The following is an 18501-nucleotide window of genomic DNA, read 5'->3' as shown; positions in this document are numbered from 1 at the left end:
GAAGCGCAGGGAGTTCCCTGCGCTTCTTGTATGGTATGTGCGGCTGTTCTAGCCGTTCAAATCAACCAGTATGGGGTTATCTTCAAGCTCTTCAAGGAACTTGTCGGGACGCTCTTTCTGATCCGGCACCACGATGTCGCCATTGACGTATTCGCGGTAGCCTGTTCCGGCGGGGATCAGGCGGCCAACAATGACGTTTTCCTTGAGACCGCGCAGATAGTCCATCTTGCCTTTGAGCGAAGCCTCGGTCAGCACCTTGGTGGTTTCCTGGAAGGAAGCCGCGGAGATGAAGGAGGAGGTGGTCAAAGAGGCCTGGGTGATGCCCAGCACCAGCGGTTCCGCAGTGGCGGGCTGACGCCCTTCCGCAATGACCCTCTGGTTTTCCAGCTTGAACTCGCCCTTGTCGACCTGTTCGCCCACCAGGAAGCTGGTGCCGCCCGAATCCAGAACCGTAACCTTTTTGAGCATCTGGCGCACAATGACTTCAATATGCTTGTCGTCAATGCCCACGCCCTGGAAGCGGTAGACTTCCTGAATTTCGTCCACCAGGTAACGGGCCAGGTATTTCTCGCCCTTGGTGCGCAGGATGTCGTGCAGTTCGGGGTAACCTTCGGTCAGCGGGTCGCCGGCTTCAACAAAGTCGCCATCGGCAGCGGTGATGTGTTTGCCCTTGGGAACCAGGTATTCCTTGGCTTCACCGATTTCAGGCGTCACCACAAGCTTGCGCTTGCCCTTGGATTCGCCAGCGTAGGTGACTGTGCCGGATATTTCGGAAACAACGGCCATGTCCTTGGGCTTGCGCACTTCAAAGAGCTCGGCCACGCGGGGAAGACCACCCACGATGTCCTTGGTTTTTGCGGTTTCGCGCGGCTTACGGGCGATGATGTCACCGGCCTGGATGTTGTCGCCGTCCTTGACCATGATGATCGAGCCCACCGGCAGGCTGTAAATGGCCGCCGCGCCGCCGTGGCTGCGCTTCTTCACGTTGCCGTTGTCATCGCAGATGGAGATGGACGGGCGGAAGTTGGTGGTGCGGTATTCCATAATGGTCAAGCTGGCCTGACGGGTGATATCGTCCACTTTTTCCTGAACGGTCTTGCCGTCGACGATGTCCGTAAAGCGCAGGGTGCCTTCTTCTTCGCACACAAAGGGTTCGTTGAAGGGGTCCCATTCGGCCAGCACTGTGCCCTTGTTCACTTCCTGGCCATCATGCACCAGCAGGCGGGCGCCGTTGGGCAGGATGTATTTTTCGCGTTCGCGGCCCTGGGCGTCAACAATGGTCAACTGGCCGCTCTTGCCCAGCACCAGATGCACGCCGTCCCTGTTGGTGACGGCCTTGACCCGGTTGAGGATGACGCGGCCCGTGTTGAGGGCTTCGAACTTGTTCTTTTCAATGGTGCTTGAAGCCGTGCCACCGATATGGAAGGTACGCATGGTCAACTGCGTGCCCGGTTCACCGATGGACTGGGCGGCGATAATGCCCACGGTTTCACCCGTGTTCACCAGGTGCCCGCGGCCAAGGTCACGCCCATAGCAGAGGGCGCATATGCCGCGTTCGGCCTGGCAGGTAAGGGGCGAGCGCACCATGACGGAGGAAATGCCCTTGTCGCTGATGATCTGGGCTTCTTCTTCCGCAATAATGGTGTTTTCGGGCAGCAGGATTTTTTCCGGATCATCGGGATCGTACACCGGGTAGAGCAGGGCGCGACCGATGATGCGTTCAGCCAGCGGCGTCTTGATGTCGCCGCCGTCCTTGAGGTGGGTGAGCTCGATGCCATCCACCGTGCCGCAGTCGTGTTCGGACACAATGACGTCTTGCACCACGTCCACCAGACGGCGGGTGAGGTAACCGGAGTTGGCCGTCTTGAGGGCCGTGTCCGCGAGACCTTTACGAGCGCCGTGTGTGGAGGTGAAGTACTGCAACACCGACAGGCCTTCGCGGAAGGAAGACGTGATGGGCGTTTCAATAATTTCACCCGAAGGCTTGGCCATCAGGCCGCGCATACCGGCAAGCTGACGCATCTGGTCCTGATTGCCTCGCGCGCCCGAGTTGGACATCATGAAGATGGGGTTGAAGCTCTGGTTCTTTTCCTGCTTGCCAGTCTTGGGATCAGTGAGGACATCGTAGGAGATTTCCTTGATCATTTCAGTGGAAACGTCCTGAGTGGCCTTGGTCCACACGTCCACCACCTTGTTGTACTTTTCGGTACGGGTGATGATACCGTCGCGGTACTGGTGTTCGATGTCGTCCACTTCAGCCTGCGACGCCGCAAGAATACCCTTCTTGGTGGCGGGAATGGTCAGGTCTTTGACGCCGATGGTCACGCCGGCCCGGGTTGCGAACTCGTAGCCCATATCCTTGAGCTTGTCGCACAGAATGACTGTGGCCTTGATGCCGCATTCGCGATACGCAGCGCCCACGAGGCGGGCGATGTTTTTCTTGGTCAGCACGCAGTTTACAAAGTCAAAGGGCAGCTTTTCGGGCAGGATGTCGCTGACCAGCACGCGGCCGGGAGTCGTGTCGTAGGTGTACCCGTCGGGCATACGCACCTTGACACGGGCGTGCAGGGAGACGACACCCGCATCGTGCGCGCTCTCGACTTCCCAGGGGGCGCAGAAGGACATGCCCTCGCCCTTTTCAAAACTACGCTCGGCGGTCATGTAGTAGAGGCCAAGCACGATGTCCTGCGAGGGAACGATGACAGGGCCGCCGTTGGCAGGCGACAGAATGTTGTTGGTGCTCATCATGAGCACGCGGCATTCAATCTGCGCTTCCACAGACAGCGGGATGTGCACGGCCATCTGGTCACCGTCGAAGTCGGCGTTGTAGGCGGAGCAGACCAGCGGGTGCAGCCGGATGGCCTTGCCTTCAACCAGCAGGGGTTCAAAAGCCTGAATGCCGAGGCGGTGCAGGGTAGGCGCGCGGTTCAGCAGAATGGGGTATTCGCGCACCACTTCCGAAAGGATATCCCAAACCACCAGTTCTTCGCGCTCCACCATTTTTTTGGCGCTCTTGATGGTGGAGGCATGACCGCGTTTTTCCAGCTCCGAGTAGATGAAGGGCTTGAAGAGTTCAAGCGCCATCTTCTTGGGCAGACCGCACTGGTGCAGCTTGAGGTAGGGGCCCACGGTGATGACCGAGCGGCCGGAATAGTCCACGCGCTTGCCCAGCAGGTTCTGACGGAAACGGCCCTGCTTGCCCTTGATCATGTCCGAAAGGGACTTGAGGGGGCGGCCATTGGTGCCGGCGATGGCGCGGCCACGACGACCGTTGTCGAACAGGGCGTCAACGGCTTCCTGCAGCATGCGCTTTTCGTTGCGGATGATGATCTCGGGCGCGCCGAGTTCCATAAGCCGCTTCAAGCGGTTGTTACGGTTGATGACGCGGCGGTACAGGTCGTTGAGGTCGGACGTGGCGAAACGCCCGCCGTCCAGGGGCACGAGAGGACGCAGTTCCGGCGGAATGACAGGAACAACTTCCATGATCATCCATTCGGGCTTGTTGTCCGACTCAAGAAAAGCCTCAATGATCTTGAGGCGCTTGGTGAGTTTTTTCTTCTTGGTCTGGCTCTTGGTGGCTTCGCCTTCCTCACGCAGTTCGGTACGGAGCTTTTCGAGATCCAGTTCTTCCAGCAGGCTGCGCACGGCTTCCGCGCCCATGCCCACAGTGAGCACTTCGTCGCTGCCGTAATGGTCAAGAATCTGAAGATACTGATCTTCAGAAATGACCTGACGCTTCTGCAGGTTGGTCTGGCCCGGATCAAGAACGATGTAGGAGTCGAAGTACAGCACCTTTTCAAGATCAGCCATGGTCATGTCAAGGAGCGTGCCGATCTTGGAAGGCAGGGTCTTCAGAAACCAGATGTGCGCCACCGGCGCGGCCAGTTCGATATGGCCCATGCGTTCACGGCGCACCTTGGAGGCAATGACTTCAACGCCGCATTTTTCGCAGACGATACCGCGGTGCTTCATGCGCTTGTACTTGCCGCAGTTGCATTCATAGTCCTTCACGGGGCCGAAAATTTTGGCGCAAAAAAGGCCGTCACGTTCCGGCTTGAAGGTACGGTAATTGATGGTTTCCGGTTTTTTCACCTCGCCGTAGGACCATTCGCGAATGGCTTCAGGAGAGGCGATGGAAATCTGGATGGCTTTCAGATTGCGGATATTGGTCACGTTGGCCGACGTGCCGCGTGCGGTGAAAAGATCGTCCAGGCTCATATATAATACCTTGCTTTGGTAAAAGCTCGTTGGAATCGTTAGCTATGTCGCGCCACCCGCCAGTGGGATCGCCATTTGCGGGTGACGCAACGAATGTCCGGGTCCGCCAGAACGGGCGGCTTACGCCTCATCCTCGCGATCTCTCATATAACCCACGCGCTTGGGCTTCTTTTTGCCTTCTTCCTGGTGCAGGGTGACGTTGAGCCCAAGGCTCATGAGTTCCTTGACCAGAACGTTGAAGGACTCGGGCAGACCGGCTTCAAGGAAGTTGTCGCCCTTGACTATTTTTTCGTACATCTTCACGCGCCCGGTCACGTCGTCGGACTTGACCGTGAGGAATTCCTGCAGCAGGTACGCGGCGCCGTACGCTTCCAGCGCCCACACTTCCATTTCACCCAGACGCTGCCCACCGAACTGGGCCTTTCCGCCGAGGGGCTGCTGGGTCACCAGGGAGTAGGGGCCCGTTGAGCGGGCGTGGATTTTTTCGTCAACCAGATGGTGCAGCTTGAGCATATACATGACGCCTGTGGTCACGCGGTTCTTGAAGGGCTCACCCGTGCGGCCGTCGTAAAGGGTCGTCTTGCCGTCGTTGGCAAGGCCAGCCCTTTCCATCCAGCCCCAGATTTCCTCTTCGGTCGCGCCGTCGAACACAGGGGTTTTGGTCACAATGCCGTTGCGCAGCTTGTGGACGGAAGCCTTGAATTCTTCGTCGTCCATAGCGTCCACGAGCTTGCTGATGTCTTCAGAGTTGTAAACACTCTTGACTTCATCACGCAGCACCTGCATGGCCGCGCCGGAATCCAGCAGTTCGGCCAGTTGGCGGCCCAGTTCTTTGGCTCCCCAACCAAGGTGGGTTTCCATGATCTGGCCTATATTCATTCGCGAAGGCACGCCCAGGGGGTTGAGCACAATGTCAACGGGACGACCGTCGGCGAAGAAGGGCATGTCTTCTTCCGGCAGGATGCAGGAAACAACGCCCTTGTTACCATGGCGGCCCGCCATTTTGTCGCCCACCGAGAGCTTGCGCTTGATGGCAATGTGAACCTTGACCATCTTGATGACGCCGGGGGGCAGATCGTCCCCTTCGGTGACCTTTTCGCGTTTGGAGTCGTAAATGGCGCGCAGATAATCAATCTGCTGGTCATACGACTTGAGAATGTCGGCCACGGCATCGTTGACTTCCTTGCTCTTGAAAAGGCCAGCGAGCTTTTTCACGGGCAGTTCGTCAAGCATTTCTTCAGTGAGGGCCGCGCCGGCTTCCACCAGCACCTCACCCTTCTTTTTGCCGGGCACGGAGGTTGCGACCTGCTTGCCGCAGACATGCGGGGCCAGCAGCGCGCGGGTACTGTCCGTGAGGGCGCGCATGTGGTCGGATTCTTTCTGGTCAAGCACCGCAGTGTCATGAACCTCAATGGCCAGAGTGCGGTCGTCTTTCTCGCCGGAGCGGCGGTTGAAGACCTTGACGTCAATAATGGTGCCTTCCACTCCCGGCGGGACCTTGAGGGAGGTGTTTTTCACGTCCCGGGCCTTTTCACCGAAAATGGCGCGCAGCAGTTTTTCTTCAGGAGTAAGCTGGGTTTCGCCCTTGGGGGTGATTTTGCCCACGAGGATGTCGTCGGGCTTGACCGCCGCGCCAATGCGAATGATGCCGCTTTCATCCAGGTTACGCAGCATGTCTTCGCTGACGTTGGGGATGTCGCGGGTGATTTCTTCGGGTCCAAGCTTGGTGTCACGCGCCACCACTTCGAATTCTTCGATGTGGATGGAGGTGAAGACGTCTTCCTTCACCGTGCGTTCGGAGATCAGGATGGAGTCTTCGTAGTTGTAGCCGCACCAGGGCATAAAGGCTACCACGAGGTTTTTGCCCAAAGCCAGTTCGCCGTCGTCGATGCCGGGACCGTCAGCAAGTATCTGGCCTTTTTTGACAATCTGACCAGGATAGCAGCTGGGCTTCTGCCCGAAGCAGGAGTTCTGGTTGGACTTGTGGTACTTGAGCAGGTCATAGGCGCGCACGCCGCCCTGCTTTTTGTACACATCGCCCTCGTAGGCCACCACGATGCGGTCGGCGTCCACATAGTTCACCTTACCGTCGGCAGGAGCAACGATGCAGGCGCCGGAGTCGCGGGCCACGTCCACTTCCATGCCAGTGCCCACAAGGGGCTTTTCAGAACGCAGCAGAGGCACAGCCTGGCGCTGCATGTTGGAACCCATGAGCGCGCGGTTGGCGTCGTCGTGTTCCAGGAAGGGGATGAGCGCCGCGGAGATGGAGACCATCTGGCTGGGCGAGATGTCCATAAGGCTCACTTCGTCGCGGTGGCGCATTTCCACTTCGCCCTTGACGCGCACGGTGACGAACTCGTCCAGCAGGTTGCCGTGCTCGTCCACAAGGGCGTTGGCCTGGGCGATGACCTGATCGCCTTCACGCGAAGCGTCGAGGTGCACCACTTCTTCGGTAACGCGGCCTTCGCGGACAACGCGATACGGCGTTTCAATAAAGCCGTAGTCATTGACCTTGGCAAAGGTGGTCAGGGAAACGATAAGGCCGATGTTCGGGCCTTCAGGCGTTTCAATGGGGCAGATGCGGCCATAGTGCGACGTGTGCACGTCGCGCACCTCAAAGCCCGCGCGTTCACGGGTCAGACCGCCGGGGCCCAAGGCCGAAAGGCGGCGCTTGTGCGTCACTTCGGACAGGGAGTTGGTCTGGTCCATAAACTGCGACAGCTGGGATGTGCCAAAGAATTCCTTGAGCACGGCCGCCACGGGCTTGGGGTTGATAAGGTCATGCGGCATGAGCGTGGAAATTTCCTGCAGGCTCATGCGTTCCTTGATGGCGCGCTCCATGCGCACAAGGCCGATGCGATACTGGTTTTCCACCAGTTCGCCCACAAGGCGAACGCGGCGGTTGCCCAGATGGTCGATGTCGTCGGCCGGGCCATGGCTGTCCTTGAGGTGCACCAGCACCTTGATGGCCGTGAGAATATCATTGTCCGTCAGGGTGCGCAGGTCCGAAGACTCGTCCAGCCCGAGGCGCTGGTTGAGCTTGTACCGGCCCACGGGCGACAGGTCATAGTAGTCGCCGTTGCGGAACAGGTTGTCAAAGAAGCTGGCGGCAATCTCGGCAGTGGGCGGCGAAGAGGGACGCAGACGACGGTAGATCTCTTCCTGCGCCTTCTGCTGGTCCGGGATACGGTCCAGCATGAGGGTGTCGCGGATGGAAGACGAAGTGTCGGTGCCCTTGGTGTGCAGCACGCTGACGCGGTTAATGCCGGCTTCGCGCATGCGGTCCAGCAGACCCGGAGTGATTTCATCCGCGGCCTCGGCCAGAAGTTCGCCGGTTTTGGGATCGGCCACATCCACAGCCAGAAACATGCTGTCCAGGGTGTCAGGACGCATTTCAATGGCTTCAATGCCCGATTCGCAGATAAGACGCCAACTACGTTTGGTAATGGGCTTGCCGGCCTTGACAATGACGTTGCCTTCGCCGTCAACGATGTCGGCGTAGGCATTGTCCTTGCGGTACAGGTCCTTGCGCACTTCCCAGTAAATCGCGTTACGGTCTTCGAGACGGTATGTTTCGCGCGAGTAGAAGTAGTCGAGGATCTGTTCCTTGCTCATGCCCATGGCCTTGAAGAGAATCGTGGCGGGCATTTTGCGGCGGCGGTCAATACGGACGTAGAGTATGTCCTTGTGGTCAAAGTCAAAGTCCAGCCAGGAACCGCGCATGGGAATGACGCGGCACGAATACAGCACCTTGCGGCTTGTATGCGTCTTTCCGCCGTCATGCTCGAAAATGATGCCCGGCGAGCGCTGCAACTGGTTAACGATGACACGTTCGGTGCCGTTTATGATGAAGGTGCCTTTTTCTGTCATGAGGGGCAGGGTGCCAAAATAGATATCCTGCTCCTTGATGTCGCGAATGGTACGGTTGCCCGACGCTTCATCGGCATCATAGACTACAAGGCGCACCTTGATGCGCATGGGGGCTTCGTATGTCAGTCCCTTTGAGATACATTCCGCCTGATCGTACTTGGGTTCGCCAACTTCATAGCTGACAAATTCCAGGCTGGCGGTCTTGTTAAAGTCTTCAATGGGAAAAACGGTATGAAAAACGCCTTCGAGCCCTTCATCAGGACGGCGATCGGCTTCCGGAACGCCTTCCTGAAGAAACTTTTCATATGAATCTATCTGCAGATTGAGCAGATGGGGAATAGGGAGGGAAATCTTGATCTTGCCGAACTGTTTGGTGAGCTGGCCCATGGGTACCTCAAGATAGGTAGCGGTTGCGCCCCGGCGGAGCGACAAGTGAAGCATCTGCCGAAGCCGGCGGGCAAAAACTTGTTGTCACTGCACCCTGAAAGCGTAAATCACGGTGGGAGGTATTGCTTACTGCGCGGGGAAGGCGAAAAAAACCCATCCCTGTCTGGGTAAACAGGGCTTGGGTTCAGGCGTCAACCTTAAAAATATGTACTTATGCAGTAAGTTATATTAAACAGAAAAAGGCCTCCTAAGCCGTTCATGAAAGAGGATACATAATGAGAATTTTAAGTTTTGGCAAGCCTTTTTTTGATCTGTTTTTTTACCGCTTGTTAAGCATAAACAATACCGGCGGTAATGGCAAAAAGAATTTGCCCCTGAACCACGGGAAATTTCCAGACCAGAGCAGCCATGAAAGGCTTCACATTTCAACCTGTCAGTCTGCATAAAATGCGGTTTTTGGCAAAATCCACGGCACGTTGCGTCTCGCTGCGCGCGTACGCAGCGCCAGAGCAGGGTACCTTTTTCAAAGGTGGGACATGCTCTAGGTCCTGTTGACACTATTTAATAGCCTAGAGCATTTTCACTTTGAAATTGCTCTGGCGACTGCGTGAGCAGGCGCCCGCAGCGAAGGCGTAAGCGCAGCTTCAGCCGTTGCCCGCAGGGCTTACGGATGAAGACAGCACCGCTATTTATTTGCGCTGTTAAGCGCCGAAGCATGCGTGTCTTAAACTTTGAGGATGTCCATTCTCAAAGTTAATCTGGTCTAAAGGCTCAAAAAAAAGCGGGGCCAGAGGCCCCGCCATAAAGCACGGTAGAACCGAACTTACTTCACTTCGACAACAGCGCCGGCTTCGGTCAGCTGCTTCTTGGCGTCTTCGGCTTCTTCCTTGGACACGCCTTCCTTCAGGGTGGAGGGGCAGCCGTCGACCTTTTCCTTGGCTTCCTTGAGGCCCAGGCTGGTCAGAGCGCGCACGACCTTGATGACGCCGATCTTGTTGGCGCCGGCTTCCTTCAGGATAACGTCGAACTCGGTCTTTTCTTCAGCAGCTTCAGCAGCAGCGGCGGGAGCGGCCACCATCATGGCAGCGGCGGGGGCAGCGGCGGACACGCCAAACTTTTCTTCCAGTTCTTTGATGAACTCGGAAAGTTCAAGAACGGTCATGCTGGAGATAAATTCAACAACTTCTTCTTTCGTAACGGCCATGATAGTCTCCTGATCTTTGGCTTAAATTCGGATGATTGCGGTGATGGCCAACTAGGCGGCATTGGACTTCTGCTCTTCGATGCCCTTGAGGGCATAGAGCAGGCCACGCAGCATGTTGGCAAACAGCGACACAAAGTTGGTGGGCACGGCGTTCATGGTGCCGAGCAGCTGACCGAGAAGCTGTTCCCTTCCGGGCAGCTTGGCCAGTGCGTCCAACTGGGCGGCATTCAGAGCCTTACCGTCCAGGCTGGCGCAGCGAAGCTCAAAGAGCTTGCTTTGCTTGGCAAAATCACTCAACGCCTTGGCCACCGCCACGGGGTCATCGAACCCAAAGGCCACGCCGATGTTCTCATGGAAGTTATCCTTGATGACATCGTGCGTGCCGTCGGTCAGAGCTATACGCGCCAACGTGTTTTTAACGACGAGATATTCGCCGCCAGCCTTGCGAAGGCTTACACGCAGGTTCGTCAGCTCTTCCACCGTCATACCCTTGAAGTCCGTCAGCACAGCAAAGGAAGCACTGTCGGCCTTGGCCTTGATGGCTCCGATAACTGCGGCTTTTTCAGACCTGTTCACGTGATACCTCTCACGTTCGGGGTTGCCAGGTGGAATGCCGAGCCAAAGTAGAAGCGTCTGGGCAGGGCAATTAAGGGGGTTAACCCACCTGCCGTCTTCGACTCGTATTCCGTTCCTCAGACATTATGATGGCGGCCTGCAAACCAGGCCGCCATCATACTTGAGAGTTTATCCCTCAAGAAATTTTTTGACCTGGGACATGTCGACCTTGAAGCCGGGGCCCATGGTGGTGGAAACAGCCATGGAAACCAGGTAGGCGCCCTTGGCGGCCGAGGGCTTGAGGCGGTTTACCGCGTCAAGCAGGGCCTTGAGGTTGCCAAGAATTTTCTCGGCGCCAAAAGAGGCCTTGCCCAGAGGAGCGTGCAGCACGCCAGCCTTGTCAACCTTGAAGTCCACGCGGCCAGCCTTGAGCTCGGTCACGGCCTTGGCCACGTCAAACGTAACCGAGCCGGTCTTGGCGTTGGGCATGAGACCACGGGGGCCAAGCACGCGACCAATCTGACCCACAAGGGCCATGACATCGGGGGTGGCCACGGCGGCGTCAAAGTTCAGGTTGCCTTCCTTGACCTGAGCGACCAGATCTTCCGCACCAACCACGTCAGCGCCGGCTTCGCGGGCCTCGGCCTGCTTTTCGCCCTTACAGAACACGGCAACGCGCACAGTCTTGCCAAGCCCGTGGGGCAGCGTGACAGCGCCGCGCACCATCTGGTCGGAGTACTTGGGGTCAACGCCAAGGCGAATGGCCACATCTACGGTTTCGTCAAATTTGGCAAAGGCCGCGCCAAGCGACTTGCTCACAGCGTCTTCAACGCTGAAGCGCTCCTGAAGGTCGGTGCCTTCGAGAGCCTTGCGAAAATTTTTGCCATGTTTAGGCATGAGATAATCCTTGTCGTTTTGCATCTCCTGCCACGCATCGTCTTGCGCGAAGGCGGCAGTACAATTGATTTCAACGATGGCGGCTGCGGCGGGTTATGGCGGAACCACCCGGCTGTCGCCTCAAGACCGATAAACCTGCAAACTGCGGAAAGCCCGTGAGCCCCGCGCTGCGGCAAGGCCTTACTTAACGTCAACGCCCATGCTGCGAGCTGTGCCCGCAATGGACTTCACCGCGGATTCAAGGGTGGCGGCGTTGAGATCGGGAAGCTTCAGCTTGGCGATTTCTTCCACCTGAGCCATGGTAAGGCTGCCCACCTTGTTGCGGTTGGGCTCGCCAGAACCTTTTTCAAGCTTGGCCGCCTTCATGATCAGCACCGAGGCCGGAGGGGTCTTGGTGATGAAGGTAAAGGAGCGGTCGGCATACACCGTGATAACCACGGGGATGATCATGCCTTTCTGGTCCTGGGTGCGGGCATTGAACTCTTTGCAGAAGCCCATGATGTTCAGGCCGTGCTGACCCAGGGCGGGACCTACCGGCGGGGAGGGGTTGGCCGCACCCGCAGGAATCTGCAATTTGATCTTGGCAACTTCTTTTTTGGCCATTTGCTTTATCCTTCATCGCTGCTCGCGCTGACCGGCCTTTGGCCGCCGCGCGGGGGCAAGTCATTAAGCAAGGTTAGGTGATATTTGCCCCGGCAAGTTTTGTACGGGTATACAAACGTGCCGTGCGGACAAAGAGCAATCCTGTCCGCAAAACCCTTCAGTGCGAAAGGGTCCTAGCCTTTGGAAACCTGAGCGAAATCCAGCTCCACCGGCGTTTGACGCCCGAAGATGGAAACGGAAACGCGCAGCTTTCCCTTGTCGTAGTTAACGTCTTCAACCACGCCATTAAAGCCCCCAAAGGGTCCTTCAATGACACGCACTTCGTCGCCCCTGTCAAAATTGAACTTGGGTCTCGGGGTTTCCTGACGCGTTTCCATCAGTTCCAGGATGCGTTCGGCTTCACCGTCACGCATGGGCGTGGGACGGTTTTTGCCGCCCACAAAGCCTGTAACCTTGGGGATAGACTGCACCAGATGCCAGGACAGGTCGGTCATGACCATGCGAACCATGACATAGCCGGGGTAGAACTTGCGCGTGGATGTGCGCTGTTGTCCACCCTTGGTGGGTTCGATAACCTTTTCGGTGGGAACCACCACTTCCTCAATAAGGCCCTGTTCCTGCCCGGTGCGGCGCAACTCGTTAATGGTCTTTTGCACACGCTGCTCGAAACCCGAGTAGGTGTGCACAATATACCAACGAGCTTTTGAAGAGAGCTCGGAAGTTTCGTCGATAGCGGGGTCTTTCATATAGGCCTTCAGGACAGTATGGTCTTGATCAGTGATGACAGACCAAGGTCAACCAGCCCAAGAATAACGGCCATCACGGCGACAAAGCCCAACACGGCCAGAGTGGCCTTGCGTGTTTCTTTCACCGTGGGCCACGTCACCTTGCGCAACTCTGCCTTGGCATCCTCGACGTAGCGCGCGAAGCGCACGAAAATGTTAGGGGCTTTGTCGGCCTTAGGGTCGCCAGCCTGAGCTTGTTTTTTTGCCATGGTGTTGTCCGGAGATAAAAAATGGCAGGGCAGGAGGGATTCGAACCCCCAACATGCGGTTTTGGAGACCGCCGCTCTAGCCGTTAGAGCTACTGCCCTGCGTGCCGTCCGGGGGGCTTGAAGCCCCCCGGCGGAATTATGTTACCTGGTTTCGCGATGCAGAGTATGCTTCTTGTCCCAGGGGCAATATTTTTTCATTTCCAGCCGACCGGTAGTGTTTTTCTTGTTCTTCCGGGTGCTGTAGTTGCGGCGTTTGCACTCGGTGCAAGCCAGAAGTATGTTGACTCTCATAAGCCTACTCGGTGATTTCAGTCACCACGCCCGAACCAACGGTGCGGCCACCTTCGCGGATAGCGAAGCGCAGGCCAACTTCCATGGCGATGGGAGCGATGAGTTCAACCAGGAACTGCGAGTTGTCGCCGGGCATAACCATTTCCACGCCTTCGGGCAGACCGATAACGCCGGTGATGTCCGTGGTACGGAAGTAGAACTGAGGACGGTAGCCGGTGAAGAAGGGGGTATGACGGCCGCCTTCTTCCTTGGAGAGCACGTACACTTCAGCCTTGAACTTCTTGTGGGGCGTGATGCTCTTGGGAGCGGCAAGAACCTGGCCGCGTTCCACGTCGTCACGCTTGACGCCGCGCAGCAGGGCGCCGATGTTGTCGCCGGCTTCGCCTTGGTCGAGCAGCTTGCGGAACATTTCAACGCCGGTGCAGGTGGTCTTTACGGTGGGCTTGATACCCACGATTTCCACTTCTTCGCCGACCTTGATCACGCCGCGTTCCACACGACCGGTCACAACGGTGCCACGACCGGAGATGGAGAACACGTCTTCGATGGGCATAAGGAAGGGCTTGTCGATGTCGCGCTCAGGCGTGGGAATGAAGGTATCGCAAGCTTCCAGCAGATCGATGATGCACTTGGCTTCAGCGGAATCGGGGCTGTCGGTTTCCAGAGCCTTCAGGGCGGAGCCACGGATCACGGGAACGTCGTCGCCGGGGAAGTCGTAGGAAGACAGCAGTTCGCGCACTTCCAGTTCCACCAGTTCGAGCAGTTCTTCGTCGTCAACGAGGTCGCACTTGTTCAGGAACACCACGAGCTGGGGCACGCCGACCTGACGGGCGAGCAGGATGTGCTCACGGGTCTGGGGCATGGGACCGTCAGTGGCGGCCACCACCAGGATGCCGCCGTCCATCTGGGCGGCGCCGGTGATCATGTTCTTGATGTAGTCGGCGTGGCCGGGGCAGTCCACGTGCGCATAGTGACGATTGGGGGTCTCGTACTCAACATGCGAGGTGGAGATGGTGATACCACGTTCCTTTTCTTCGGGGGCCTTGTCGATTTCGTCATACGAAATGAACTTGCCGCCGTTCTTCATGTTCGCCACCTTGGTGATGGCGGCGGTCAGCGTGGTCTTACCATGGTCGATGTGGCCGATGGTGCCGATGTTTACATGGGGCTTTTTGCGTTCAAATTTTTCCTTGCCCATTGTACGTCTCCCTGGAGAAAATAATGTTTGCGTTTTACCTGCGTTACAAAAAAGTGCTTCAAGCTTTGCGTGTGTAACGCCTGCTCCTCGCGTAACGGCTGCGGCAGTGGAAAAAAACCGTTGGGCGGCCCGCTGTCCGCATTCAGTCCCTGGACACCAGGGAACGTGCTTTGGCGGACGGGTTGACTGAGGGGGAGGAATTCAGCAGGAATGGAGCGGGAAACGGGATTCGAACCCGCAACCCTCAGCTTGGAAGGCTGATGCTCTAGCCGTTGAGCTATTCCCGCACGCTACCGTAGTTCCCCGACAGGCTCCCTGTCTCCTACAGCCAAGGCAGTTTTTTGTAACCAGCCACCACCCGTCTGAATTCTATGGAAGACGGAAAAGTGGTGGTGGAGGGGGGTGGATTTGAACCACCGAAGTCTTACGACGACAGATTTACAGTCTGTTCCCTTTGGCCACTCGGGAACCCCTCCACTCGTGCCGCTAAGGCAGGGCAAGTGTCCTTCCTTTGACCGGCGTAATTCTGGAGCTGGCGATGGGACTTGAACCCGCAACCTGCTGATTACAAATCAGCTGCTCTGCCAGTTGAGCTACGCCAGCGGCAAGAGTGCTATTTAGCCACTTCCGACCTGCTTGGCAAGTAAAAAATGCATTTTCGCGCATTTTTTTGTAAATTTCACTGACTCACCGTCGCGCGCAAGTCCCCTGAATTATGGGCAGAGCCGCGTAAACCGCCGCTTTTGCGGCACTCCCCCGCTGAAAATACCTCAACGGGCCCGGCAGGCCACTGTGCAGCGTTCAAGGCCAGCCATGTCCCTGTGGGTCACAGGAGCCTCAAAAAGACTGTGCGCACGCAGGAGGCGGCGTGTCTGCGCGCCCTGTGCCGCGCCATGTTCCAGCAACAGACAGCCGCCGGGCGCAAGCGCTCCGGCCGCTGCCCCGATGACAGCCTCAAGGTGGGCAAGTCCCCCGGCAGGCGAAAAAAGCGCGCCATGGGGTTCGTGCGCCAGCACTTCGGGCATTACCATGGGGCGCTCATCTTCGGCAACATACGGGGGGTTGCTGGCCAGCAGGGCATATGCGCCGGGCATCAAAGGCGGTTTGTACAGATCGCCCTCAATGCAGACAACTCGATCCTGGGCTCCCAGCATACGGGCATTTTGCCGCGCCGTGTTCACGGCCTCGCCGCTGATGTCCATGAGCAGGCCGCGCCAGCGGGGGAGCTCAAGGGCAAGGGTAATGCCGATGCAGCCTGAGCCAGTGCCAAGATCAGCGAAATACGGGGCATGTTGCGTAACCCCGCCCACGGATTCAAGCCTTGCTGCCGCCTCAAGAGCTTTTTCAACAAGCAGTTCCGTTTCTGGACGGGGAATGAGCGTGTGGGGCGTTACCAGAAAATCACGCCCATAGAACTCCCTGCTGCCCGTTATATGCGCCAGCGGTTCCCCTGCGGCGCGCCGGGCGACGAGGGCGTCGAGGGCTTCCAGTTCGCAGGCCGACAGTTCGCGGTCGGCCTGCGTGACGCAGGCTATGCGGTCAAGACCGAGTACCTGACGCACCAGCACATGCGCGCAAAGGCGGGGGCTGTCCACCCCCGCCTTTGTCATTTTTTGCGCGGATTCAGCAAGATACTGGCGCAGCTTCACAGGACTCAGGCTCCGGCTTCGGGCTGGGGCCGTCCGGCCTTGCGGCTGCCGCCTGCAGTGGCGGCAGGCTTGCGCGGACGGGCCGCCACGGTTTCCTTCTTGCTTTCTTCCTTGTTCTTGCTGTTCCTGTCCGTGCCTGAGGCTCCGCCACGGCCGCTCTTGCCCTCAAAGACCAGGGGCAGCAGTTCGTCGTAGTGGTGCACAGGATGCACGGTGATGCGCTTGAGCAGTTCCTTGGGCACGTCTTCAAGATCCTTGGTGTTCTGCCAGGGAATGATCACGTGCTTGAGGCCGCGCGCCACTCCCGCCAGAATTTTTTCCTTGATGCCGCCCACGGGCAGCACCCGGCCCTGAAGGGTGATTTCACCGGTCATGCACAGGTCTGCGCGTACGCGACGTCCACTGAGGGCCGATATGAGGGCCGTGGTGAGCGTAACGCCCGCCGAAGGGCCATCCTTGGGCGTAGCGCCGGCCGGCACGTGCACATGGATGTCAAACTCGGACACAAAGGACGGGTTCACGCCCAGATCGTCGGCCCGACTGCGGATGTAGCTCAGGGCAGCCTGGGCGCTTTCCTTCATGACGTCGCCGAGCTGGCCGGTCAGGGTAAGGCCGCCCTTGCCCTTCATGACGGTAGCTTCCACGGTGAGCACTTCGCCGCCCGCGGGAGTCCAGGCCAGGCCAAGAGCCATGCCGGGCATGAGTTTCTTTTCCTTTTCGTCTTCAATAAAGCGCGGTGCACCCAGCAGTTTTTCCACATCGGCCGCGTCCACCCTGAAGGGGCCCTTCTTGCCTTCGGCCTTGCGACGGGCCAGCTTGCGGCAGATGGACGACAGTTCGCGTTCAAGGTTGCGCAGGCCCGCTTCGCGCGTGTACTCCTTGATGACCTTTTCAAGGGCCGCTGCTTCCAGAATCACGTCCTTTTCTTCCAGGCCGTTTTCCTTGATCTTTTTGGGCAGCAGATGCTTGCGCGCTATTTCAGCCTTTTCCTGCATGGTGTAGCCCGGCAGGGTAATGACTTCCATACGGTCGCGCAGGGCCGCCGGGATGGTCTCAAGGTGGTTGGCCGTGCACAGGAACATAACCTTTGAAAGGTCAAAGGGCACATTCAGATAGTGGTCGCTGAAGGTATGGTTCTGTTCCGGGTCCAGCACTTCCAGCAGGGCCGAAGACGGATCGCCCCTGAAGTCCGAGCCGAGCTTGTCCACTTCGTCCAGCACAATGACCGGGTTGCGTGTGCCCGCCTGCTTGAGGCTCTGGATGATGCGACCAGGCATGGCCCCGATATAGGTGCGCCTGTGTCCGCGTATTTCAGCTTCGTCATGCATGCCGCCCAGTGAAAGCCTCTGGAACTTGCGCCCCAAAGCGCGGGCGATGGAGCGTCCAAGGGACGTTTTGCCAACGCCTGGAGGGCCTGCGAAGCAGAGAATGGGGCCCTTGGACTGCGGATTAAGCTTGCGCACGCTCAGGAATTCAAGAATGCGGTCCTTGACCTTTTCCAGTCCGCAGTGGTCTTCGTCCAGAATCTGCTTGGCGTAGGCTATGTCGAGCCTGTCGCGTGAAAGCTTCTTCCACGGCAGTTCCACCATCCAGTCCAGGTAGGTACGAACCACGTTGGCCTCGGAGGAGTCCGCATGCATGCCCGCCAGGCGGCGCAGTTGCTTGTCGGCTTCCTTGCGCACGTCCTTGGGCAGGCCTGCCTTGTCCAGGGCGGCCTTGAGGTTTTCCAGTTCTTCTTCGCCCTCTTCTTCCTTGTCGCCAAGCTCATTGCGAATGGCCTTGAGCTGCTCACGCAGGAAGTAGTCCTTCTGGGCCTTGTCCATGCCCTCGCGGGCAGAGCTCTGGATGCGCGCCTGGACGGTGGCCACCTCGACCTCACGCTGCAGCTGGGTGTTGACCAGCATAAGGCGGTCCAGCGGGTCTTCAGCCTCCAGAATGCGCTGGGCGTCAGCCGTCTTCATGCGCATGTTGGCGGCAATGAGGTCAGCCAGACGGCCGGGGTCGTCCACGCCCTGCAAGACAGCCAGCACATCAGGCGAGGAGAGCCCGCGCAGAGAAAGCACCTTTTCGCTTTGCTCGCGCACGGAGCGCAACAGCGCCTCCACGGTGGGGTCTACCTTGGGCGTGGTTTCGGGCAGGGTTTCAATATGCGCCTCAAGGAAGGGTTCAACCTGGCTGAAGCTGCGCACACGGGCACGGCTCACGCCCTGCACAAGAATCTTCACCCGTGAGTCGGGCATCTTGAGCATGCGCATAACCTGCACCACAGTGCCCACCTTATACAGGTCGTCCGGGCCGGGGTCTTCAGTGGCTTCTTCTTTTTGGGCGCAGACGAGCAGATGCCGTCCGTTCTTGAGAGCGGCGTCCACAGCCTGAACCGATTTTTCACGCCCGATGAAGAGGGGCAAAATCATGTAGTTAAAAATAACCACGTCGCGCACGGGCAGAACCGGCAAGGTGTCGGGTATGCTCTGCATGGCGGCGGCCAGGCTGCCTTCGCCTTCGGCCACATCCTGCGCGAGCGGGTTGGCGTCCCGTTGTTCTTCGTTTTCAACGTCCGGACCCGCGGTGGAATCGGTTCCATCCAGGTGCAACAAATGGTTCTTGTCATTGTAATCAGCCATATACTCTCCCT

At 58.1% G+C, this 18501-nt stretch carries 12 protein-coding genes and 4 tRNA genes; all 16 read right to left on the bottom strand.

The window, feature by feature from the left end:
- Positions 1-48 precede the first annotated feature (48 nt).
- The gene (gene rpoC / locus ACZ5DH_RS07675; RefSeq protein ID WP_464256473.1) at positions 49-4218 is read right to left on the bottom strand and encodes a DNA-directed RNA polymerase subunit beta'; all 4170 of its coding nucleotides are present in this window, start codon (positions 4216-4218) and stop codon (positions 49-51) included.
- Between the two features lie 120 nt (positions 4219-4338).
- Entirely contained in the window at positions 4339-8475 is a 4137-nt protein-coding gene (rpoB, locus tag ACZ5DH_RS07670) for a DNA-directed RNA polymerase subunit beta (protein WP_464256472.1), read from the bottom strand.
- Between the two features lie 823 nt (positions 8476-9298).
- Entirely contained in the window at positions 9299-9679 is a 381-nt protein-coding gene (gene rplL, locus ACZ5DH_RS07665) for a 50S ribosomal protein L7/L12 (protein WP_464256471.1), read from the bottom strand.
- Between the two features lie 51 nt (positions 9680-9730).
- Positions 9731-10255: a 50S ribosomal protein L10 gene (gene rplJ, locus ACZ5DH_RS07660; protein ID WP_464256470.1), complete on the bottom strand. Its 525-nt coding sequence runs from the start codon at positions 10253-10255 to the stop codon at positions 9731-9733.
- 168 nt (positions 10256-10423) lie between these two features.
- Entirely contained in the window at positions 10424-11131 is a 708-nt protein-coding gene (gene rplA, locus ACZ5DH_RS07655) for a 50S ribosomal protein L1 (protein ID WP_464256469.1), read from the bottom strand.
- Between the two features lie 180 nt (positions 11132-11311).
- Positions 11312-11734 (bottom strand): 50S ribosomal protein L11, encoded by a 423-nt coding sequence (rplK, locus tag ACZ5DH_RS07650; RefSeq protein ID WP_464256468.1) that lies wholly within the window; start codon positions 11732-11734, stop codon positions 11312-11314.
- A 173-nt stretch (positions 11735-11907) separates the two neighbouring features.
- Positions 11908-12480 carry a transcription termination/antitermination protein NusG gene (gene nusG / locus ACZ5DH_RS07645; protein WP_291302018.1) on the bottom strand — a complete coding sequence of 191 codons (573 nt, stop codon included), beginning with the start codon at positions 12478-12480 and terminating at the stop codon, positions 11908-11910.
- Positions 12481-12488: 8 nt separating this feature from the next.
- Positions 12489-12728 (bottom strand): preprotein translocase subunit SecE, encoded by a 240-nt coding sequence (secE, locus tag ACZ5DH_RS07640; RefSeq protein ID WP_464256467.1) that lies wholly within the window; start codon positions 12726-12728, stop codon positions 12489-12491.
- A gap of 22 nt (positions 12729-12750) precedes the next feature.
- Positions 12751-12827: transfer RNA gene (locus ACZ5DH_RS07635), tRNA-Trp, on the bottom strand.
- Positions 12828-12869: 42 nt separating this feature from the next.
- Positions 12870-13019 carry a 50S ribosomal protein L33 gene (gene rpmG / locus ACZ5DH_RS07630; RefSeq protein ID WP_291302016.1) on the bottom strand — a complete coding sequence of 50 codons (150 nt, stop codon included), beginning with the start codon at positions 13017-13019 and terminating at the stop codon, positions 12870-12872.
- Between the two features lie 4 nt (positions 13020-13023).
- The gene (gene tuf, locus ACZ5DH_RS07625; RefSeq protein ID WP_464256466.1) at positions 13024-14217 is read right to left on the bottom strand and encodes an elongation factor Tu; all 1194 of its coding nucleotides are present in this window, start codon (positions 14215-14217) and stop codon (positions 13024-13026) included.
- A gap of 211 nt (positions 14218-14428) precedes the next feature.
- A tRNA-Gly gene (locus ACZ5DH_RS07620) sits at positions 14429-14504 on the bottom strand.
- A gap of 103 nt (positions 14505-14607) precedes the next feature.
- Positions 14608-14693: transfer RNA gene (locus ACZ5DH_RS07615), tRNA-Tyr, on the bottom strand.
- Between the two features lie 51 nt (positions 14694-14744).
- Positions 14745-14820: transfer RNA gene (locus ACZ5DH_RS07610), tRNA-Thr, on the bottom strand.
- Positions 14821-14987: 167 nt separating this feature from the next.
- A complete protein-coding gene (gene prmC / locus ACZ5DH_RS07605) occupies positions 14988-15866 on the bottom strand; it encodes a peptide chain release factor N(5)-glutamine methyltransferase (protein ID WP_464256465.1) in 879 nt (292 codons plus the stop codon).
- 5 nt (positions 15867-15871) lie between these two features.
- Positions 15872-18490 carry an endopeptidase La gene (gene lon / locus ACZ5DH_RS07600; RefSeq protein ID WP_464256464.1) on the bottom strand — a complete coding sequence of 873 codons (2619 nt, stop codon included), beginning with the start codon at positions 18488-18490 and terminating at the stop codon, positions 15872-15874.
- Positions 18491-18501 lie beyond the last annotated feature (11 nt).

The organism is Desulfovibrio simplex (assembly GCF_055387835.1).
Note: the sequence above shows the minus strand (reverse complement) of the source record. Positions and strands in the feature narration are given on the sequence as shown.